The sequence below is a fragment of the Halobellus inordinatus genome (assembly GCF_024498335.1).
Classification (GTDB): Archaea; Halobacteriota; Halobacteria; order Halobacteriales; family Haloferacaceae; genus Haloquadratum; species Haloquadratum inordinatus.
In genome coordinates this window covers 1,025,255-1,046,171 of sequence record NZ_CP101825.1, presented here as the reverse complement: position 1 = coordinate 1,046,171, position 20,917 = coordinate 1,025,255, and the positions used below count along the sequence as shown (strand labels likewise).

Annotated in this window: 13 protein-coding genes and 1 tRNA gene; 5 read left to right on the top strand and 9 right to left on the bottom strand. The window is 65.3% G+C overall.

Going from position 1 to position 20,917, the window contains the following annotated elements; all coding sequences use genetic code 11:
• Positions 1 to 42 precede the first annotated feature (42 nt).
• From NO362_RS05330 to NO362_RS05320, 3 genes are all read left to right on the top strand, one after another.
• Complete coding sequence (locus tag NO362_RS05330; protein ID WP_256546393.1) at positions 43 to 1,416, top strand: hypothetical protein; 1,374 nt, start codon at positions 43 to 45, stop codon at positions 1,414 to 1,416.
• Positions 1,417 to 1,579: 163 nt separating this feature from the next.
• Entirely contained in the window at positions 1,580 to 2,650 is a 1,071-nt protein-coding gene (locus NO362_RS05325) for an NAD(P)/FAD-dependent oxidoreductase (RefSeq protein WP_256546392.1), read from the top strand.
• Between the two features lie 167 nt (positions 2,651 to 2,817).
• Positions 2,818 to 2,888: transfer RNA gene (locus tag NO362_RS05320), tRNA-Gly, on the top strand.
• Between the two features lie 338 nt (positions 2,889 to 3,226).
• On the opposite strand, the gene NO362_RS05315 is transcribed toward NO362_RS05320, so the two are convergent.
• Entirely contained in the window at positions 3,227 to 4,027 is an 801-nt protein-coding gene (locus NO362_RS05315) for an FkbM family methyltransferase (protein WP_256546391.1), read from the bottom strand.
• 52 nt (positions 4,028 to 4,079) lie between these two features.
• Positions 4,080 to 4,823, bottom strand: a complete 744-nt coding sequence (locus NO362_RS05310) for a methyltransferase domain-containing protein (RefSeq protein WP_256287784.1) — start codon at positions 4,821 to 4,823, stop codon at positions 4,080 to 4,082.
• Between the two features lie 525 nt (positions 4,824 to 5,348).
• Here NO362_RS05310 and gltB point away from each other — a divergent pair.
• Positions 5,349 to 9,890: a glutamate synthase large subunit gene (gene gltB / locus NO362_RS05305; RefSeq protein ID WP_256546390.1), complete on the top strand. Its 4,542-nt coding sequence runs from the start codon at positions 5,349 to 5,351 to the stop codon at positions 9,888 to 9,890.
• Between the two features lie 283 nt (positions 9,891 to 10,173).
• The gene (locus NO362_RS05300; protein ID WP_256546389.1) at positions 10,174 to 10,935 is read left to right on the top strand and encodes a DUF7289 family protein; all 762 of its coding nucleotides are present in this window, start codon (positions 10,174 to 10,176) and stop codon (positions 10,933 to 10,935) included.
• A gap of 35 nt (positions 10,936 to 10,970) precedes the next feature.
• Here the strand turns inward: NO362_RS05300 and NO362_RS05295 are convergent, their stop codons facing one another.
• The 7 genes from NO362_RS05295 to NO362_RS05265 are packed head-to-tail and all read right to left on the bottom strand — an operon-like array spanning position 10,971 to position 20,843.
• Positions 10,971 to 12,485 carry a DUF7289 family protein gene (locus NO362_RS05295; RefSeq protein WP_256546388.1) on the bottom strand — a complete coding sequence of 505 codons (1,515 nt, stop codon included), beginning with the start codon at positions 12,483 to 12,485 and terminating at the stop codon, positions 10,971 to 10,973.
• Positions 12,482 to 13,015, bottom strand: a complete 534-nt coding sequence (locus NO362_RS05290; protein ID WP_256546387.1) for a DUF7266 family protein — start codon at positions 13,013 to 13,015, stop codon at positions 12,482 to 12,484. The genes NO362_RS05295 and NO362_RS05290 overlap by 4 nt, the downstream gene beginning before the upstream one ends.
• A complete protein-coding gene (locus tag NO362_RS05285) occupies positions 13,012 to 13,962 on the bottom strand; it encodes a hypothetical protein (protein WP_256546386.1) in 951 nt (316 codons plus the stop codon). Before NO362_RS05285 ends, NO362_RS05290 begins: the two co-directional genes overlap by 4 nt.
• Positions 13,950 to 14,534: a DUF7288 family protein gene (locus NO362_RS05280; protein ID WP_256287778.1), complete on the bottom strand. Its 585-nt coding sequence runs from the start codon at positions 14,532 to 14,534 to the stop codon at positions 13,950 to 13,952. The genes NO362_RS05285 and NO362_RS05280 overlap by 13 nt, the downstream gene beginning before the upstream one ends.
• Entirely contained in the window at positions 14,534 to 15,061 is a 528-nt protein-coding gene (locus NO362_RS05275) for a DUF7287 family protein (protein ID WP_256546385.1), read from the bottom strand. The genes NO362_RS05280 and NO362_RS05275 overlap by 1 nt, the downstream gene beginning before the upstream one ends.
• Positions 15,058 to 17,109: a type II secretion system F family protein gene (locus tag NO362_RS05270; protein ID WP_256546384.1), complete on the bottom strand. Its 2,052-nt coding sequence runs from the start codon at positions 17,107 to 17,109 to the stop codon at positions 15,058 to 15,060. The genes NO362_RS05275 and NO362_RS05270 overlap by 4 nt, the downstream gene beginning before the upstream one ends.
• Positions 17,106 to 20,843 carry an ATPase, T2SS/T4P/T4SS family gene (locus NO362_RS05265; protein ID WP_256546383.1) on the bottom strand — a complete coding sequence of 1,246 codons (3,738 nt, stop codon included), beginning with the start codon at positions 20,841 to 20,843 and terminating at the stop codon, positions 17,106 to 17,108. Before NO362_RS05265 ends, NO362_RS05270 begins: the two co-directional genes overlap by 4 nt.
• Positions 20,844 to 20,917: the final 74 nt, after the last annotated feature.

The window sequence follows — 20,917 nt, the reverse complement described above, 5'->3', positions numbered from 1 at the left end:
GAGCGGGGGAACAGATATACTCGTTCCTGTGTACTGTCTACTATGGGTCGTCGTGTCACACGGCGTGACTTTCTTGCGGGACTGACCGCTCCCGTTGCAGCGGGGGCGATCCCCGGAATCACGCGTGCCCAGTCCGAGAGCGACGCCGGTGGGTTCACTCCGATAGAGCACGGCTACGGGTTTCGGAACTGGGGGGTCAAAGACCAGTACTTCGACTCCCCGCCCGCCCCGACACAAGCGGAGATCCGCGAGCGGATCCGGACGAAGTGGGTCGAACAGGCTCGGGCCGTCCTCGGACTCGACGTCGGCGCACTCTCGCGGGCGATGGTGAGTGCGGTCGCCACGCAACTCCGCGCGGCAGTGGTACAGCGGGCGGGAACGAACGGTCACTGCTACGGGATGGCGCTGACGGCCCAGCGGTACTTCGAGCGGCCGGAGACCATCCCCGTCGACCGGCGGCGCGCGAGCGAGATCGAAGTCCCGACGGTTCCGGTCGACGAACCGATCGCCCCGGTGTACGACGAAATCGTACAGCGGCAGGCCGATCAGTATCTCCGGTTTCGGGCGTTTCTCGCACGGCAGGCGATCCTGTATCGTGACTGGATCGACACGGAAGCCATCCTCCGGGACGTCGGGAACGTCATCGAGCGGTTCGGGACCGCGACGCTCATCCTCTTCAACAACACCCTGCTCTCACATCAGGTGCTGGCGTACGGCTTCGAGGACCGCGGCGACAGCGTGGTCGTTCCGATCTACGATCCCAACCTCCCCGCCTCGGCGTATCGGCGGCGCTCACCGCGGTTAGAGTTCGAACGCGACGGCGAGTCCGTCTCGATGCATCAGTACGGCCAGTACACGGGGATGCTGTTCAGTCGGTACGATCGGATCGAAGACGCAGCCGACCGCACCGCGCCGACGCCGATGGATCACGTCACTGTCGACCAGAGGAGGGTCCGAGAGTCGCTGTTCCCGTTCACGCTCGTTGTCGCGACCTCAGAGGACGTCGATCTCACCGTCGTCGGTCCCGGCGGGAGCCAGATCGGACGCATCCGCGGCGTGTACACGGACCGAAGTCGCGGCGAGTACGGGCGGGTGCGGAGCCAGCACGGAGCGGAACCGGGGACCTACCGGATCAGCGTGTTCGGAACCGCCGACACCGAGTACGAACTGACAGCGATGGTGACCGACGCGGACGGGGCGTCCGTGAACGCGGCGCGGACCGAGACGATTCGGACAGGTGACGAACACGAGTACGACCTCGAAGTCACACAGGAGGGAGCGGGGAGCCTCCGCAGGGTTCGTACCGGCCGAAATCTGCCGGCACTCGTGGGAACGGGTGTCGCCGGAGCCGCCGCCGGAGCCGTCGGCTATCGGACAGTGAAGCGCCTGCGGGAGCGCGACCGCCACGAATCGTGAGTCGTTTCGGGGGCTGTTCGGAGCAGAGACAGCGGCGGCATAGCGACCGAGAGCGGCGGCAGCCGTCCTGGCCGGCCGACGCTTCTTGAACGGTTCGCGGGTGGTCGGTCGCGGCGCACTCGAACTCTGCGTTTAAGTCGGAGCGACCGCTATCAGGAGACGAATGAGCGAGACAGAGGACGTACGCGACTACGAAGTAGTCGTCGTCGGTGGCGGTCCGGCGGGTATCCAGACCGCCCTGTACACGACCCGACTGGGCCACGATACGGTTGTCGTCGACCGCGGGGGCGGCCGGGCAGCGATGATGCTGGACACGCACAACGTCATCGGCGTCCCCGAGCACACCTCGGGCAACGAATTCCTCCAGACGGCGCAGGAACAGATCGAATCGTACGGCGCCGACGTCGTCCGCGACTTCATCGTCGAGGCCGAACGGACCGACGACGGTCGCTTCCGGCTCGTCGGCAACGACGCGGAGTTCCGCGCCGACCGCGTCGTCCTCGGCGTCGGATTCAACGACGAGCGCCCCGACCCGCCCGTACCGCGGACCGGCAAGGGACTGCACTACTGTCTCCACTGTGACGCGTATATGTTCATCGACCGTCCGGTCTACGTGATGGGGACGGGCGAGGCGGCCGCCCACGTCGCGATGATTATGCTCAACTTCACCGACGACGTGGATATCCTGCTCCGCGGCGACGCGCCCGAGTGGAGCGACGAAACCGACGAACAGCTCCGCGGGCACCCGATCGGCATCGTCGAGGCCGAGATCACCGGGATGCAGAAGAGCGACGACGGCTGGCTGAAGGCCTTCGAGTTCGACGACGGGACCGTCCGCCAGTACCGCGGCGGGTTCCCGATGTACGGTTCGAACTACAACGACGCGCTCGCAGAGCAGTTGGGCTGCGAGCTGAACGACGACGGCACGGTGGTTGTCAGCGACAATATGGAGACGACCGTCGAGGGCGTCTACGCCGTCGGCGACATCACGCCCGGACACAATCAGATTCCGGTCGCGATGGGCAAAGGCGCTCAGGCGGGCATCGACATCCACTACGGCCTCCGGGAGTTCCCGCGTGATCTCAAGACGCTCCGGGCGACCGGCCCCGTCGGCGCCGACGAAGTGCCGAGTTCCGGTGGTCGTGGTCGCGTCCGCGCCGCCGCCGCGGAGTTCGAGGAGGCGCGCGCGCCGCCGATCGAACCCGCCGATCCCGAACCGGCCGACGACGACTGATACTGTCCGACAGTATGACCCTCTCTCGTTCGGACCTGTCGAACACAGTACCCTGCTGGGAACCAGTACGCCGAGCGACGACTCCAAAGGGTAACACCCTTATTTGGGGACCGGGAACGGATGAGTGAAGGTCGTCACCGCGCGGTCGTGGTGATCGATCCGGACGAGCGCCGGTGGTCTAGTGGTAGGACCTGAGCCTTCCAAGCTCATGGCCCGGGTTCAAATCCCGGCCGGCGCATTTTCTGCCGAACGAAGTGAGGCGAAAATCGTCCAGAGGGATTTGAACTAGCGAGCGACCGGGGGGAGCGAGTGAAGTTCACAATCCCGGCCGGCGCATTTTCCCGAACACCGCGAGCGAGGAGCGGTAGCGACGAGCGAGCCGTGAGGGAAATGCAACTCGACCGGATTTGAATCAGGGAGCAAATCTTCGATTTGCGACCGTGGTTCACAATCCCGGCCGGCGCATTTCTGCTGCGAACGAACTGATCAGAGAAATTGCCAAGGGAGATTTGAGCGAGACGAGTCGCAGCCTGCGAGCGAAGCGAGCGAGAACGGGGCGTCGCGACCGAACCGCGCTCACTCTGCGTCCGCTTTGTACGCCTTGAGGAACACGTCGTGGGTGTCGCGTCGGAGGTAGATCGGTTCGACCTCGAACCCCGCGCCGTAGAACACGCGGACGAGGTCGGTGAGCGACCAGGCGTCGAGGTAGTCCTGGAAGACGTCGTCGGGGCGCTTCCGCTGGAACGTCGTCGGGAGGTGTGCCTCCAAGTAGACGAGACGGCACTCCTCGCGCGCCAGCAGTTCTTCGAGCGCCTTGACCACGTCGAGTTCGGCTCCGAACACGTCGATCTTGACGACAGTCGGGAGTGGAATCGTCTCGTCGTCGAGGATGTCGCGGGCGTCGACCGTCTCGAATCCGGCCGCGTCACTGTTGCCGAGCAGACCGACGCGTCCTTGATGAGAGTGGTAGCCGTCGCCTGCCTGCTGGCTGATGGCCGTCTCCGAGAGAATGACGTTCGAGCGCTCTCCGGTGGACGTTCTGAGTTGGGACGCTCCGTCTCCCGGTTCGAAGGCGACGACTGTCCCCTCAGTGAGGTACGCCGCGACCGGTCGGGTGAAGATACCGACGTGTGCACCCACGTCGTAGAAGACGTCGTCCCGCCGTAGATTCGCGAACAGGTCTGCGAACACCGGCCGTTCGTCCGAGACGGCCGCTTCCAGGCCGGTGCCGACGTCGATGTCGTACCGTAGTTGCCACCACAGGGCAGTCAGCGCTCCGACGGCGTACCACCAGGCGTGTTTCGCGAGCGAGCGCGGCCCGCGCTTGCGGAGCACGTGGAACGCCCGACTGACGAGCGACGGGGTCTGGGTGCTCATTGCCCCACCTCCGCGCGGCCCGCCGTCCATCCTATGGAGAGCGTGTCGCCTCTCATCGTTTCCGTGCGACGAAACCGGTCCACGGGAACCACTTGAAGAAGATGTCGACGTCCCGGTCGACGTCGAACCCCGCGTCGGTGAGGATATCCTCGTACTCGGCGACGGTCAGCGGCCGGAGTTGCCCACGGAGCGTCTTCGCCTTCCCGATGATCTCCTCCTCGGTAAGGCCCTGGCTGGCCTTGAAGTCCCAGTACTCCTCGTTCCAGATGTCCTGGAACTGCGAGGACCGGGCCCGCGTCTTCTCGGCGAAGACGAACGCGCCGCCGTATTCGAGGTCGTCGTAGATCTGCTGGACGAGCTCTCGCCGGTCCTCCTCGCGGACGAAACTCATCGTGAACAGGCTGATGACCATCGACGCCCCGGGGAACGACATATGTGAGGAGACGTCGGCCTGCAGGAAATCGACGTTCGGGCAGTCACCGATGCGTTCCCGCGCGCGATCCAGCATCGGGGCCTGGATGTCGATGCCGATGAACGATGGCGGCCCTTCCGTCCCGTAGCGATTGACGAGCTGTTCGATGGTCGTCCCCGTCGCACAGCCGAGATCGTAGACTTTCTCTTCGCCCTCTGATTGGAGGAACCAGTCGGCCAGATCGACGACCTGCGATTGGACCTGTTCGTAGAGCGGGATCGACTTCCGGACGTGTGCGTCGAACTCCTCGGCGACCTGCTCGTCGAACGTCCACCCACCCTCGCTCTGTTCGAGACTGCCATCCACCGTCGTCTTCTCTTGCATAGTTGTGGATCTGCCGACCGGGAGGACCCGATCGCGTTGTCTGTTGATGACTGTCAAGGGGCCAATTGTAATGCCGGTGCTACCACACCAACCCGCACAGTAGCGACGTGGTTATCGACGACTTACGCGGAGGATAACCGCCACAGGAGAACCGTACTGTGCCCCGTCTCGTCGCCGTGCAGTACTGGGGTTTCGACGCTCCTCTCACCGATAGCGGAGTCGGTATCAGTACAGTGTAGATGCGGCCAAATCCAAACCGACAGTGTCCGACTACCGTAGCTGCTGGAGAGCGACCATAGTGGCGCGCGGTTCGTGTTCACTGACAGGAAACAGACAGCAGCCGAACCACTCGGAGAACGGACGACCACCGCGTCTCGCCGGATGTCGCGTCCTCGTCGATGTAGTTCGTCGGGCGTCGAACTATTATTCACTCGGATTTGTATTATACTAATAACCTTATATGTGGTTAGTGAACCCTTATGCTTTCAGGAGAAGGCCCTTTAGGGGGCAAGTCAAGGGGGACATATGACCAAGCCACAGAGACACACGACTGGCGAGTCCTGCGGGCTCGCGGACCCGTCGGACGAGCGGTCGAACTGCGGCGTAGGTGCCGTTATCGACCTCGACGGCGGCCGATCCCACGAAACGGTCGCCGATGGGATCGAACTGCTAGAGAATCTCGAACACCGCGGGACGACCGGAGCCGAGGAGAACACCGGCGACGGGGCCGGGATTATGATCCAGCGCCCCGACGAGTTCTTCGACGCCGTCGTCGACGCCGATCTCCCCGACGAGTACGCGGTCGGATCGCTCTTTATGCCGCAAGACGGGGCCGCGCGCGAAGGTCTCATCGCCATCTTCGAGCGCGTGCTCGATGCGCACGGACTCGACGTACTCCACTGGCGCGACGTCCCCACCGACAACTCTGATCTCGGCGCGACCGCACTCGACTCCGAGCCTGACGTCTGGCAAGTGTTCGTTGCACCCGAAGACGACCTCGACGCCGAGGCCTTCGACCGCGCACTGTACGTCGCACGGCGCGATGTCGAGAACGAGGTCGAGGAACTCGAATCCGAAGGTGCGGCTCGCTTCTACATCTGCTCGCTCTCGCAGAAGACGCTGGTCTACAAGGGGCTGCTGAAAGGCGAGCAACTCGCCGATTACTACCCGGACCTCGACGACGAGCGGCTCCGATCGACGCTGACGCTCGTCCACGCGCGCTTCTCGACGAACACGCTGGGTGCGTGGCACCTCGCACACCCCTACCGCCACATCGTCCACAACGGCGAGATCAACACGATCCAGGGCAACATCAACTGGATGCGGAGCCGCGAGACCGACCTCGAACATCCGGACTTCGGCGAGGACCTCGAAACGCTGAAGCCGATCATCAACGATCCGGATCAGTCCGACACGGCCTCCGTCGACAACGCGGTCGAACTGCTCCTACAGGGCGGTCGGGACCTCCCGCACGTCCTCCGGATGCTCATCCCCGAGGCGTACCGCGGCGACGACCAGATGACCGAGGAACGCCGCGAGTGGTACGACTACCACGCCTCGCTGATCGAGCCGTGGGACGGCCCCGCGCTCGTCGCAGCCACCGACGGCGACCGCGTCGCAGCCGTCCTCGACCGAAACGGCCTCCGTCCGTGCCGGTACGACGTCACGACCGACGACACGCTCGTGATGGCCAGCGAGGTCGGCGCACTCGACACCGACCCCAGCGAGATTCGCGAGCGCGGTCGACTCCAGCCGGGACAGCTGTTCGTCGCCGATCCCGAGGAGGGCCGCGTCATCCCCGACGAGGAGGTCTTCGAGTCCCTCACCGACGAGAAGTACGGCGAGTGGGTCGACGACGAACAGCAGCAACTCGACGAACTCGCCGACGTCGACGACTACACGCCGCGAGAGAACGTCGACCACCTCCGCGCGGCGCAGGCGGCGTTCGGCTACACCCACGACCAACTGAGCCACCTCATCGAACCGATGGCCAAAGAGGGCAAGGACCCGGTCGGCTCGATGGGCGACGACACGCCGCTGTCGGTCCTCTCAGATTTCAACCGTCCGCTGTTCACGTACTTCAAGCAACTGTTCGCGCAGGTGACGAACCCGCCGCTCGACTACATCCGCGAGGAACTCGTCACCTCGCTGGAATCGCGGCTCGGTGCCCAGCGCAACCTACTCGACGAGACGCCCGAGCACGCGCGACAGCTCGTTCTCGACTCCCCCGTCCTGACCGACGCGCAGACGGCGAGCATCAAGTCGCTCGGTGAAGACGCCGATTCGATGTCTACGACGATCGTCGATATCACCTACGACCCCGAGCGCTCGCTCGAAGCGGCGGTCGAGCGCGTCCGCGACGACGCCGTCGATGCCATCGAAGCGGGTGCCGACGTCGTCGTGCTCTCGGATCGGAACCTCGGACCCGACCGCGTCGCGGTCCCGAGTCTGCTCGCGACGGGCGCGGTCCATCACTGTCTCGTCCGGAACGGCCACCGGAACCACGCCGGCCTCGTCGTCGAGTCCGGCGACCCCCGCGAGGTGCACCACGTCGCGACGCTCGTCGGCTACGGTGCGGATGCAGTGAACCCCTACCTCGCCTACCAGACGATCGCCGACGTCGTCGCCGGTCCCGACGGCGCCGACGAGAGCGAAGCCATCGCAGCGTACAAGAAGGCCCTCGAAGACGGCCTCCTGAAGACGATGGCCAAGATGGGCATCTCGACGGTCGAGTCCTACCAGGGCGCGCAGATCTTCGAGGCCGTCGGCCTCGATTCGGGCTTCGTCGCCGAGTACTTCGAGGGCACGGAGATCCGCACCGAGGGCATCGGTATCGACGTCATCGAGGAGGACGTTCAGACGCGACACACCGTCGCGTACGGGAACGATCCCGAACTCGACCGGCAGGGCGAGTACGAACACCGCTCGGACGGCATCCACCACCAGTGGAACCCCCAGACCGTCGGCACGCTCCAGCAGGCGGTCCGCTCGGGCAACTACGAGAAGTACCAGGAGTTCGCAGAACTCATCAACGACCAGACCGAGGAACTCCAGACCCTCCGCGGCCTGCTCGAGTTCGACTCCGACCGCGAATCGGTGCCGATCGAGGAGGTCGAACCCGTCGAGGACATCGTCACCCGCTTTTCGACGGCCGCGATGTCGCTGGGGAGCCTCTCGCCGGAGGCCCACGAGAACAACTCGATCGCGATGAACCGCCTCGGCGGCAAATCGAACTCCGGCGAGGGCGGTGAACCGCCGGAGCGGTTCGGCACCGAGAAGGAGTGCAACGTCAAGCAGGTCGCTTCGGGCCGCTTCGGCGTCACCTCCGAGTACCTCACGAGCGCCGACGAGATCCAGATCAAGATGGCGCAGGGCTCGAAGCCCGGCGAGGGCGGGCACCTGCCCGGCAAGAAGGTCAACGAGATGATCGCGCACGTGCGGTTCGCGACGCCCGGCGTCGGCCTCATCTCGCCGCCACCGCTGCACGACATCTACTCGATCGAGGACCTCAAGCAACTCATCCACGACCTGAAGACCGCCAATCCCGACGCCGACATCAACGTGAAACTCGTCTCGGAGGCCGGCATCGGCACGATTGCGGCCGGCGTCGCGAAGGCCAACGCCGACGTAGTACACATCTCGGGTCACGACGGCGGGACAGGCGCGTCGCCGAAGACGTCGATCAAGAACGCGGGCCTCCCGTGGGAACTCGGCCTCGCGGAGGCCAACCAGATGCTGCGGGCGACGGACCTGCGTTCGCGAATCCGCGTCAGCGTCGACGGGGGGATGAAGACCGGCCGCGACGTCGCCGTCGCGGCGCTGCTCGGCGGCGAAGAGTACATCTTCGGGACGGCCTCGCTCGTCACGTCCGGCTGTGTGATGGCTCGGCAGTGCCACGAGAACACCTGTCCGGTCGGCGTCGCCACCCAGCGCGAGAACCTGCGCCAGCGCTTCCCCGGCCAGCCGGGTCACGTCATCAACTATATGACGTTCATCGCGCAGGAACTGCGCGAGATTATGGCCGACCTCGGCTTCCGCTCGCTCGAGGAGATGATCGGCCGACCGTCGCTTCTCACCCAGCGCGAGACCGACCACGAGAAGGCCAAGCACCTCGATCTATCGGACGTCATCGCGGAACCGTCCGGCGACGCGCGCCAGAAGACCGAAGATCAGGTCCACGAGGGCGTCGAGACCCAACTCGATCACGACCTCATCCGGCGGGCCGGCCCCGCGCTCGAAGAGGGCGAGCCGATCGCACTCGACGAGGAGATCTCGAATGTCGACCGCGCGGTCGGCGCGATGCTCTCGAATCGGATCTCCGCGGCGTACGGCGGCGACGGCCTCCCGGACGATACCATCCACTGCACGTTCGACGGCGTCGCCGGCCAGTCCTTCGGCGCGTTCCTCGCCAACGGCGTGACGATGGATCTCACCGGCGCCGCGAACGACTACGTCGGCAAGGGGCTCTCCGGCGGGAAGATCATCGTCGAGACGCCCGACAACGCCGCCTACGAGCCTGACGAGAACGTCCTCATCGGCAACGTCGCGCTCTACGGTGCGACGGAAGGTGAACTGTACGTCAACGGCGTCGCTGGCGAGCGCTTCGCCGTCCGCAACTCCGGCGTGAAAGCCGTCGTCGAGGGCGTCGGCGACCACGGCTGTGAGTATATGACCGGCGGCGTCGTAGCCGTGCTCGGCGACACCGGACGCAACTTCGCCGCGGGGATGTCCGGCGGCGTGGCCTACGTCTACGATCCCGACGACGAGTTCGCCGCGAAGACGAACACCGGAATGGTCTCGCTCGAAGACAGCCTCGACGACTCCGACCGCCAGATGCTCCGTCGCCTGGTGGAGAACCACGCGACCTACACCGACAGCGACCGCGCGGCGTGGATGCTCGACGACTGGGGCGAGGTCGTCACCGACTTCGTGAAGGTGATGCCCGACGCCTACGCCGAGGTCATCGAGGAGCGCGCCCGCGACGACGTCCGAAAGGAACTGCCGCCCGCCGCGGCCGCGACCGCCGCGGAGGACGGCGACGCGCTCGCACAAACCAGCGACGACTGATCGGGTCGTCTCGGTCGTCTCGGCCGTCTTTTTTGAATGACGAGAGTGGCGAACAGTCGGCACAGTCGCACCCCGGAGAACGGGGGACCTCGCGCCGACGTGCTGAACGACCGCGGCCCGACGCGAGGCGGAGCTTACGTCACGGCGGTCGTGGGGCCGTCATCCGATATAAACGCACGCCGCAGCGAGACGCACGCCACAACGAAACGCGCACAACAACGAGACGCACAGCGGCGGGCCACTCGACGGCACACTTAATGTTGCGACGGCGAAAGCGGCCCGTATGAACGGCGACGAACGCGCTGTGAGCGAGACAGTCAGTTTCGTGCTCGTCTTCGCACTCGTCGTCGCGTCCGTGGGGACAGTCTACGCCGTCGGCGTCTCGGAACTCGAAACGGCGCGGGACGCAGAGCGCGTCGAGAACGCCCAGCGCGCCTTCGACGTCCTCGCGGACAACCTCCGGGATATCACCGAGGGCGCACCGAGCAGAGGGACGGAAGTGAAGCTCTCGGAGGCGACGCTCCGCTCGGTCGACGACGCCTCGATGAACGTGACTGTCGATCCGGACGGTGCGTCACCGACGTACTGGGAGTACGCGCTGTCACCGATCGTCTACGACGTCGAGGCCGGCGGAGAGATCCGGCTCAGCAACGGCGCAGTGCTCCGGGACAGCGAGCGCAGCGGGTCGGCAGTCGTCCGTGGGCCGCCGCTCATCGTCGACGACGACCACATTCAGCTCACACTGATCAGACAGGAGCACGTCGGATCGGCTGTCACCGGCGGGTCACAGACGGTTCGGGTTCGGATGGCCGCGACCCGGTCGCGGCTCTTCTACGACAACGAGTCGGTCAATCACGAGATGGTTCGCGTGAACGTCACGACACCGTACACGGACGCGTGGGGGCGGCACTACGAGTCCGCCGGCTTCGCGTGCACGGAGATCAGCGAACCGGCGCCGGACACCCCCGGACGCGTCTCGTGTACAGTCAACGATGTTGACCGTGTCACGGTCATCTGGGTGCGCGTGACGACAGCCTTCGAATGAAGACGGGAACGGACAGTCGTACTGACCGACCCGGATCAGTTCAGGTCGATCGTGACGTTGTTCTGCGTGACGTGGAGATACGTGATGTACGACGAGGCGTCGGTCGTGTCGTACCGGAGGACGCCTCCTGACGCGCTCTGGTCGATCTGGGTCGTCCCGCGGTCACCGGGGCCGTGGTCGACGTGGAGTTTGAACTCCCCGTCGAAGGTCGCGAAGTAGTGGCGCGTGAGGATTCGGAGCGTCTGTTCGTCGCCGTCGTAGTACGTCGTGTTCTCCCCGTCGTCGCCGGTGTGATTGAACGAAACCGGGTCCACGCTGCCCCCATCGTCGCGGGCGTCCCAGTCGATCGCAGTGTCGTGGCCGACGTTGCTCGATCCGTACGTGAAGTTCTGTGCGGAACTCGTGAAGTCGACGTCGATCACCGTGTCACCGCCCTCACAGGCGAGTTGCACCGGGCCGGAGTCCGACGGGATGCTATCGTTCGACCAGCGGTGAACGTCTTCGGACGTCGAGGCGTCGTCGTAGTAGACGTCCATCACCAACTGCTCGGTGGACGCACCGCCGTTGCAGTAGTTGTTGCCGATCCCGTTCGGGACCTCGATGGCAACTTCGTAGGCCTTGTCGCCGTCTTCGATGTAGAACGAGGCGTAGAGGTTGTTGAACGTCCCGTGGTCCTTTTTGATCGACGTCTGGAAATTCGTGACGGCGTGCCCGTCTGCGATCCCGCGTATGGCCACGCTGCCGTCTTTTTCGGGATACGGGAAGACGCCCACTGCCCCGGCCGTCTCGAGGACGACCGTCGCGGTCCGGTTGCCATCGTCGGTGGAGACGTTGCCAGTCGTTCGCGTGCGGAAGTACTCCGCCCAACCCTCGTAGAACCGACTGTGGACAGTCACCGCGACGGTGCCACTGCGTACCGGGTTGTGATACTGTTGTGTCGCCCCGTCCACGTCCTCATCGTACGGCGCGCCGACGCCGTCGTCGGTCGCCGCCGTCTCGTTCGGGAATATACGGGTGGTCGATGCCGAACGACGGACGGTCGCTCGCGCGTTCCCGGTCACAGTGTCACTCGACCGAACGCGGATGACCGGCAAGGTGAGCGTCTGATCCCGATAGTGGAACTCCGGGGGCGACACCATCGTCGTGCCGCCGTCGCGGTACCGCCAGACGCCGCCGCCCTGATAGGCGATCTCCGTCTCGGCGGTCTGGTAGGTGACCGATCCGAGCGACGCGTTGTAGATCGTCTCGGTCTCGTTGTCGGTGTAGTTGCGATGCCGAATACGGAGCCACCCGCTCTCGGACTCGGAGGAATACTGACCCCCGCCGGAGCGCCCGAGTTGGACCGTCTGCACGGATCCTTCTCCGAGTCCAACGACGGCAGTGCGGGCGTCCAGAAGCGTCATCGCGTGTGCCGCTCGGTCGGCCGTCGCTTCCTGTTGCACGTCGGCCAGCGCCGAGGAACCGATGGCGACGACGACGCCAGCGCTGGTGATCGTCAGCGCGAGGAGCAATACGAGTCCGATGTTCGACGACTGCGCGCGGTGATTCATCCTTCGAGAGCCCCCTCTGTCGGCCCGGTGAGCGATAGCGACGCCTCGGCGTCGCCGTCGGCGACCACGAGCGTCGGGTCCGGACCGCTCGTGTCGAGTCGAACGGCCGTCCACCCCCCGGTGACCGATCCGTCTTCGATACCTACCGTCGTCGAGACAGTAAGCGTGACGCTCACGTCAGATCGAGACGGCCGCAGCGTCAGTTCGTGTCTCGCCGGCTGGTCGGCCGGGTCTGAGACTTGCCTGACGTAGATTCGATAGGACTCACCGGCCACGCGCTCGGGGAGGTCGACGCCGACACGGACGGAGCGCGAGCGCGCCTGCGACTCCGACAGCCGATCGGCGTCGGCGATCCCCGCAGCGAGTTGCTCGGCGACGACGTCGAGTTCTTCGCGGACGACCTGTTCGCGCTGGTTTTCGACGTACCCGCCTGCGCCGACGAGCAGCCCCGAGATCAGGACGGCGGTGATCCCCAGCGCGATGACGTAGTTCACCGTGATCGAGACCGCGCGGTCGCAGGAAGACGTCATTCGGGGACCACCTCGATTCGCGCCTCGTAGTCGAGTTTCGGCGTCCGGTACGTGACGTGGAGGTCTGCCGCGTAGATGGCGGGCGTCGAGTAGGGGTCGCTAGACGCGGGGCCGACCCCGGGCTCGTCGACGACCATCGTGTACCGTCCGCCCGCTTCGTCGCCGTTGGTGTACGCGATTTCGAGGTCGTCACCGACGTCGTCGACGACCGAAAGGTTCGGGCACGGCGACCCGCCGACGGACGCGTTCGCGACGTCGATCCGGAACGTGTCGCCGGAGAACGAACCGGGCGAGCAGGTGTCGACGACAGACCCGTTCTCTGAGACCTCCACCGTCGGCCCACTGTCGTCGTAGACAGAGATGTTCCGAGTCCCCGCGTCCGAGGCGACGTTCAGGTGGAACGCGTCGTCGCTGGGACCGCTCGCGAGAGTGGTCTCGTCGACGGTCAGACGCAGCGAGCGGAGCCCCGAGAGGTCGGGGTCGGACGCAACGGTCCAGTTTGCTACGCCGCCCGCGGTCGTGAATTTCTGTGTGACGTCGTCCTGCTGGATCCGCGTGCCGTTCGTGGCACCGACGAGATCGACGTCAGCACCGTCACCGACGACCGCGCGATGCTGTGCCGCGGCGTCGTCCCAGATCCGCAGCGTCGACCGGAGCGAGGTGTTCAGCGCCGAGTGCGAGGAGTTGTTACGGTAGTTCACCGATCGGATCGCGTCCTCACCCGCCGTCCGCGCTTTTGAGGCGTACTCGATCGCGCCAGCGGAGTCGACGCCAGCCTCGCGGGTTGCCAAGTTCCCGGTGTAGATGGCAGTGTTCAAAAGCAGCGCGAGCGCGACGAACAGGACCGCGAGGGCGAGCGCGCCCACGAGGAGGAGTTGAGCGCGGTCCACACGCTCCGAGGGACGCTCGGAGCTCCGCCCGCCTGACTGCCGCCTCAGATCCGCCATACGACGAGCTCCACCTCCACGACCGTGTACAGTTGTTGCGTCGGGTCCGCGTCGTCGACAGGGTAGGAGGCGTTCGAGAGCGTCGTCGAAGAGACCGACCCGTCGGGGTCGCGTAGGTGGTCGTCGTCCGAGAGGGTGACGAGCCGGCGCGCGCTCGAGGCGTGATCGCTCGGCTGACCGAGATCGACGATCGGTTGCGGCTGGCGCTCGCCGTCGTCGTCGATATAGTACAGCGTCAGGTCAAAGGCGATTCCGCGATCCAGAAACGTCTCGTTGAGGACGGATCCGAAGGCGGTCGGCGGACCGCTCCGAACGTAGCCGTCGTCGGTCGCTCCGTGCCAGGTTCCGGCCGACTCGTTCCAGTACAGCAGCGTCGGCAGCAACGTCCCCTCCTCGTCGGCCGACGCGAGGACGCCCTCGGCGACGGCGGCCTGTTGGTTCTCGATGTGCTGGCTGGACGTGCTGCCGGTCAGCGGCGTCACGGCCGTCACCTGGAGCGCGAAGACGAGACTGGAGACGAGGATCATCGCCGCCGTGATCGCTTCGAGCGTATGGGCCTGTGCGCGGTCCATCACCACGTCCTCACGAGTAGTCTGTGCGTGTCGCCCTCGAACGAGACCGCGCGCCGCGCAGACGTGACAGAGGTCGTCTGCGGGACTGACGGCCCGGCCGTGAGCGGGTCGCCGTCGGCTCCGGTCGCGACCGCGCCGTCGAGCGTGCGAATCGAGACGTTGACCGACCGTGACTCGGGGAGCGCAAAGGCCGTCCGTGCCGTATCGGCAGTCGTATTGAACCGACAGGAGGTCGGCGCGTCCGTGCCGGTCGAGACCTGCTCGAAGAACGCGTTCGTGCACGTCGCGTTCAGAACGTACGGCTCGGACGGCTGCCCCAGTCGATCCGTCGAGAGTGATGTCGAGAGGCGATCAGCCGTCTGGGAGCCGTCGACGCCCTGAAACGGCGCGAAGATCGTCGGGACGAACGCGACCACGACCGCGACGACGAGCAAGAAGAGACTCACGCCGATCGCGAAGTCGATCGTCGTCTGTGCGCGCGTCTCAGCACGCGCGTCGTCGCTCACGCTCGATCTGCGCAGCGTCATCCGACCACCATCCAGACGACGAGCGCGATCGTTTGCAAGATGACGACGAACTTCACCCCAGAGACGATCTCGGCGTCGCGAATGTAGCCGCTGATGAATCCCGAGAGTGCCGCCTGCAGCGTGACGGCGTGGAAGAAGAGCACCGAGAGCAGGTCGGTGTCGACGCCGCTCCCGAAGTTCATCCCCTGTCCGGAGAGGTTACTGCTCCCGCCCGAGCCCGCTTGCGACGCCAGTCCAGCCATCACGTCGAGGAACTGCGTCTTGAGGATGGCCATCACCCCGAGCAGCGTCAGATACGTCATCAGGATGATCGCCACCTGCATCCGGGTTCGGGATTTGCGCTCGCGCTCGATGTCGTCTTGGTTCTCTGAGGCCTGCGCCGCGGTTGTCAGGACTTCGGTGATCTGACTCGACGCCTCCTGTGCCTTCGAGATGAGTTTGACGGTCCGCGCGAGTCGCGGGATGTGGTACTTGTTGTTGAACTCGACGAGCGCGCTGCGGAGGCTCATCCCGTAGTTCACCTTCGCGTGCATTATCTCGAACTCCTCGGCGATCTTTCCAGAGGAGGTCGAGGCGACGGTTTCGACGGATTCGAGCAGCGTCTGTCCGGTGTCGTTCGCGCTGGAGAGTTTTCGGAGGTTGTCCGAAAGCTTCCCGATGACGGCGTTCCGCGAGCGCACGTTCCAGGAGTGAAAGGCGGCGAGCGGAATCCCGACGACGTAGACCGGCACGTACCACCAGATGAACGTCCCCCAGACGGGATTGTCGAGCATTCCCTGCCAGGCGAGTGGGGCAGCGCCGTTGACGACGGCGATACCGAGGAGCACCAGCGCCGCGGGCACGGTCACGACGAGCGTGTACAGTGGGTGATCGCGGAAGAACAGGTGCGGGCGCCGCAGTAGTTGCGCGGTCTTGTACGTGCCCTCCCGTGAGCGAATGTGGTCGAACACGCGGAACTCGCCGACGAAGCTCTCGATCAGCCCCATATGAATCAGCCCCTCGCGGTTCACCTGTTCGAGCCGATCCGAACCGTTTGTGGGCTGGAGATAGCCGTCGCCGGGTTCGTCCTGTTTGACAGTCGAGACGAGCACGAGAAAGCCGACGCCGGTGAGCGGCACGAGGCCGTAGACGGTGCCGTACAGGAGGCTCTGTTGGGCCTGCCCGAGCATACTCATAATCACGAGGATGATGATGAGAAGCAGCGGAAACAGCGAGAGCGTCATATACATCTCGCCGAAGAGTTCGAGCGTCTCCAGGACGGTCTCTTGCTCCTGTTTGGCCGTCCGGAGGTGCTTTTCTTTCTTGTCGTCGAGGAACTGCTCCATATTACCCCCGGAGTTGACGATCGAGAGCATATCCGTCAGGAACTGCGAGAGTTCCTCTGAGGGCGTCGTCATCGCCTGATCGCGGATCGCGTTTCGATAATCGGTCCCGAAGTACTCGGTCTCGCGGACGATGCTCTGAAACTCCTTTGCGACCTCGCCGTAGGTGTCGTCGGCGCGGCCCATCGCCTCCAGAATCTCCAGTTGGTTCAGCCCCCCGACCGAGAGAGCGTACATAAACGAGATGGCGTCGGGGAGCAGCATATTGATCTCGCGCTTCCGTCCGGAAGCCTTCGAGTACGGGACAGCGACGAGGCTCCCGAACCCGATACCGAACCCGATCGCGCCGAAGACGACACCCGAGACGATCGTAACCGCTGGCACAGTGAGCGCGTCCAGCGCGGCGGCCGTCGCTTCGTCTCCGGTAGGGAGGCCGATGCTGATGACGTCCGGCGAGATCAGCCCAAACTCGAAAATCGCCCACCCGACGAAGGTTCCGAGGAGCCAGAGGAACGCCCCGGCGATGACGCCGATGGCGATCGCGTGGGAGAGATACAACTCCACCGTCGCCGGCATCCGCGCCTGTTCCAGTTTCGTGCCGACATCGTTGACGAAGTCGCCGTCCTCGTCGAAGAGGAACTGGAAGACGGGGTAGAAGATGTCGCCGAGCGCGTCGTTACTTCGGTCGAGTCCCTCCCCCTCGGCGTCGCCGACGTCGAGACTCACCGGTCCGCACCTCCTGTCTCGTCGTCCGCGTCTGTCTCCCCGGTGTCGGCGGCGCCGTTCGCCTCGGGGTCGTCCGTGCCCGTCTCCTCGGGGTCGTCGGCATCGTTCTCTCCGGTTGCGTCCTCCACGTCTGTCTCGTTGGCGTCGTCACCGCCACCCGGTCTATCGCCCGAATCATCCGAATCACCGCCTCGGGCGCGCGCGCTGTCGTCTGCGTTATTATCTCCCGTCTCGTCGCTCGGCTCGACGCCCTCGAACTCGCTGAAGTCCCACATCTCCTCGCCGTCGACGTCAGCGTCCGCATCGGCAGCCGCTGTGCCCTCCTCGAGTAAGTCCTCGATGCCGAACTCGTCGGACTCCCCGCGGGACTGGTTCGCGTCCGTCTCCTGGGGATCCGCTCGCGAGCGCTCTGTCCCGGCCGGGCCGTCGTCGCCACTCTGGTCGATCGAGTCGCTCTCGAAGGCGTCGAACGGGTCAGCAGCTCCGTCGTCCCCGGCATCGACGTCTCCGAGGGCTGCGTCGCTGTCACCCGTCTCCTCGTCCCCGACAGCCCGCTCGTCGTCTTCGAGGCGCTCGTCGTCGGAGACCGGTTCCGCATCTGGGAGCGCGTCAGCGGCGGTGTCGCCTTCGAGGACGCCATCGACGTCGGTGTCTCCGTCGTCGCCGTCGAGCGCCTCCGTCGATTCGGAAATCGAGTCGAGTGCGGGCTGGTCGGTCTGCTCGTCGAGCGCGTCGAGTTCCGGATGCTCGCCGATGTCGGCGGTGACGTCCGGCGCGGCGTCGACGTCGACCAGTGCATCCGCGACGTCGACGTCTTCGAGGTCCTGGTAGTCCGGCCAGAGTTCTTCCGCCGCACGGTCGAGGATGTCGCGACAGAGGTCGCGGATGTCCTCGTCGGGATCGGGTCGGGGGACCATCTCCTCTTTCTCGGGGTCGACGTCGATCTCGACGGACTCCATCTCGCGGAGGTCTTCGAGGCTCCGTTCGAGGTCGTCGCGCGCCATCAGCGCGAGGATCGTCTCCTGATCGTTGATGAACGCCTGCAGCGTCGCCGCGACCTGCGTGTACGTGTTGAGGCCGCGATCGATCAGGTACGCCAGGACGACGCGGCGCTTGAACAGTTCCTCGTCGAGTCGCTCTCTAGTCCACCCGCGGTCGAACCGGACGTCTTCGAGCGTGTTCGACGAGCCCATCTTGAGGAACTCATCGCCCTCGGCCTGCCACTGGTAGACGTCCTGGACGTTGATCTCGTCGTTCTCGGCGTCGTAGTGGTTGATCTCGGTCAGCGACTTGTTCCGTCGGACCTTGTCGCCGTGGACGCGGGTCGACGTCTGGATCGAGACGAGATCCAGCGCCGTGAACATCGTCTTCGAGACGTTGATCGGATCGGTCGTGAAGCGCTTGAGGACCTCACCGACGCTGTCGGCGTGGAACGTCGTGTACGTGGTGTGACCCGTCGACATCACCTGAAAGAGCGTCCGCCCCTCCTCGCCGCGGATCTCGCCCATCACGATGTAGTCGGGGCGCTGTCGCAGCGCGGCTTCCAGTAAGTCGAACTCGTCGACGTCGCCGCGGTCGTCGTCGCTGAACGACGGGCGCGTGACGGAGGCGACCCAGTTCCGCTGGGGCAGTTCGACCTCGCGGGTGTCCTCGATCGAGACGATCTTGGAGTTCGAGGGGATGAAAAGCGACACCGCGTTCAGCGACGTCGTCTTCCCCGAGGCAGTCCCGCCGGCGAAGATCAGGCTCTTGTCGTTCTCGATGCAGAGCCAGAGGAACGCCATCTCCTCTAAGGAGAAGGTCTTCCAGTTCACGAGGTCGATCGGCGTGAACGGGACGTCCTTGAACTGGCGGATGGTGTAGTTGGTCCCGTGGTCGGACACCTCCCGACCCAGCGTCAGTTGGGCGCGAGAGCCGTCCGGGAGCGTCGCGTCGACCTGCGGACGGCGCTTCGAGATGCCCTTGCCCGACCGCTGGGCGAGTTTGACGACGAAGTCGTCGAGTTCCTCCTCCTCGTGGTAGACGTTGGTGATGATCTGCTCGTAGTCGGAGTGATAGACGAACACCGGGGAGTTGTAGCCGTCACAGGAGATGTCCTCGACGTTCACGTCGTGTTTGATGCCGTCGATCCGCTCGTAGCCGATGAAGTCCCGCCGGAGGACGTACAGCAGTTTCTCGACCTGGTAGTCGGTCAGCTCTGTCGGGTCCTCCTCGAGCACGGCCGGTTCGGGCCGCGCGGCGATCCCGTCGAGTGAGGGATCGGAGTGTGCCGTCGTCGACTCGGCGAACAGGCCGTCGAGGCGGCCGCCGAGCGAGCCCTCACCGAGGCCGAGCGAGCGCGCGATCGACGCGAGCGGCCGTTCGGAGGCGGTCGCTGCCGACCCGGATCCGGCAGATTGGGCCGCGGCGTCACCGTTGCCGAACGCTCCCCCGAGGTCGAAGTCGAACTGCGAGAGCATCCCATCGTCCGTAGAGCCGGTGGAATTCGACGGAAGGATCGAGAGCCCGGTTTGTCGTGGGCGGTCGGGGACCTGATAGAGGTTGTAGCGATCGAGGAGTTCGAGCGCCTGCTGTTCGATCACGCGGCGGCGGGTGTCGGGACCGTCGCCGACGACGCTCTCGTCGTCGTACTTGATTGCCGTTCGGAGTTTGCCGGTCAGAAACTCCACCAGGTCGGCTTCGATCCGGTTCTGGTAGGGCTCGACGACGTAGTACTTCTTCTCGTTCTCCTTCGTCGAGTGGAAGATGATGACGAACGAGTGCGGCTTGTCGACCCAGTAGCGCTCGACCTCGCGGAAGTGCGTCTTCTTCGAAAGCGGCACCGCCTTTTCGAGATCGTAGCGGTTTGCGACCGTCGTCGCCCCACGCGCGTCGGTGAAGAAGGCGTCCTCGTCGAACTCGGGGTCGACGTCGACCGTGCGCTCGTCGACGACGTCTTTCAGCTCTGCGGCGCGCTGCCCGCCGCGAGCGAGCGCGTTCTCCATCACCTCGGGGTCGAAGCCGAGCGCGTCCTCGGCGTCGAACCGCTCGATTTCGCCGTCTTCGTCCCGCGGGCGCGAGCCGTCTTCCTCGTAGTAGTACTCGCGCTTGTAGTGCTCCCACATCCAGACGTCCTTGACCACGGGCGTCGTCTCCGGGTCGCAGAACGCCTCGAACTCCGCTGAGATGCGGACCGCTTCCGCGATTGCGGCCTCGACCTCGTCGTCGGTGTCGACGGGGTGGAACTCGAGGTACGCCTCGGGATCGAGGCTCACGTCGTCCCACTCCTCGCGCGTCGGCGTCGGGATCTCGACGGTCTCGCCGTCGTCCCAGCGGGCGTTCTCGGCGTCGTCGCCGTCGTCTACCTCGCGCGGGTCGTAGCCCTGATAGAGCGTGGTGACGTCGCCGTCGACGCCGTACTCGTCGAGAAAGTCCGCCCAGGTGTACTCGCCGACTGCGACCTTCGGGCCGTCCTCGGCCGGCCCGGCTGCGGCGTCCTCGGTCGCGTCGCCACTGTGGTCCTGCGCGTCGGAGTCGCGCGCAGCCTGGTCGTCAGATCCCTCCGCCGGAACGTCGGCGGCGTCAGTCGCCGGGAGCCCCCCAGCTTCCTCGACTGACAGTTCCCCCGCGTCGTCGGCGGTCCGATCGACGATGTCCCCCTCGTGAGGCGACGGCGAAGCGTCCCCGCCCCCCTCCAACGCGTCCTCGCCGTCCGACTCGGAGTCGGCGGCGGACGCGTCGTCGTCGGTTGCCATCGTTCGGGGGTCGGCTTCCCCACTGAAAAAGACTTCTGCCGGACCGGGCGAGTATTTATGACCGCGTCGGCCTG

What these genes read in the sequence shown, in the direction of transcription:
- NO362_RS05285 (WP_256546386.1), bottom strand. Translation starts at nt 13,962, where the DNA reads ATGGCGGATCTGAGGCGGCAGTCAGGCGGGCGGAGCTCCGAGCGTCCC.
- NO362_RS05290 (WP_256546387.1), bottom strand. Translation starts at nt 13,015, where the DNA reads ATGACGTCTTCCTGCGACCGCGCGGTCTCGATCACGGTGAACTACGTC.
- NO362_RS05330 (WP_256546393.1), top strand. Translation starts at nt 43, where the DNA reads ATGGGTCGTCGTGTCACACGGCGTGACTTTCTTGCGGGACTGACCGCT.
- NO362_RS05315 (WP_256546391.1), bottom strand. Translation starts at nt 4,027, where the DNA reads ATGAGCACCCAGACCCCGTCGCTCGTCAGTCGGGCGTTCCACGTGCTC.
- NO362_RS05300 (WP_256546389.1), top strand. Translation starts at nt 10,174, where the DNA reads ATGAACGGCGACGAACGCGCTGTGAGCGAGACAGTCAGTTTCGTGCTC.
- NO362_RS05275 (WP_256546385.1), bottom strand. Translation starts at nt 15,061, where the DNA reads ATGACGCTGCGCAGATCGAGCGTGAGCGACGACGCGCGTGCTGAGACG.
- NO362_RS05265 (WP_256546383.1), bottom strand. Translation starts at nt 20,843, where the DNA reads ATGGCAACCGACGACGACGCGTCCGCCGCCGACTCCGAGTCGGACGGC.
- NO362_RS05295 (WP_256546388.1), bottom strand. Translation starts at nt 12,485, where the DNA reads ATGAATCACCGCGCGCAGTCGTCGAACATCGGACTCGTATTGCTCCTC.
- gltB (WP_256546390.1), top strand. Translation starts at nt 5,349, where the DNA reads ATGACCAAGCCACAGAGACACACGACTGGCGAGTCCTGCGGGCTCGCG.
- NO362_RS05310 (WP_256287784.1), bottom strand. Translation starts at nt 4,823, where the DNA reads ATGCAAGAGAAGACGACGGTGGATGGCAGTCTCGAACAGAGCGAGGGT.
- NO362_RS05325 (WP_256546392.1), top strand. Translation starts at nt 1,580, where the DNA reads ATGAGCGAGACAGAGGACGTACGCGACTACGAAGTAGTCGTCGTCGGT.
- NO362_RS05280 (WP_256287778.1), bottom strand. Translation starts at nt 14,534, where the DNA reads ATGGACCGCGCACAGGCCCATACGCTCGAAGCGATCACGGCGGCGATG.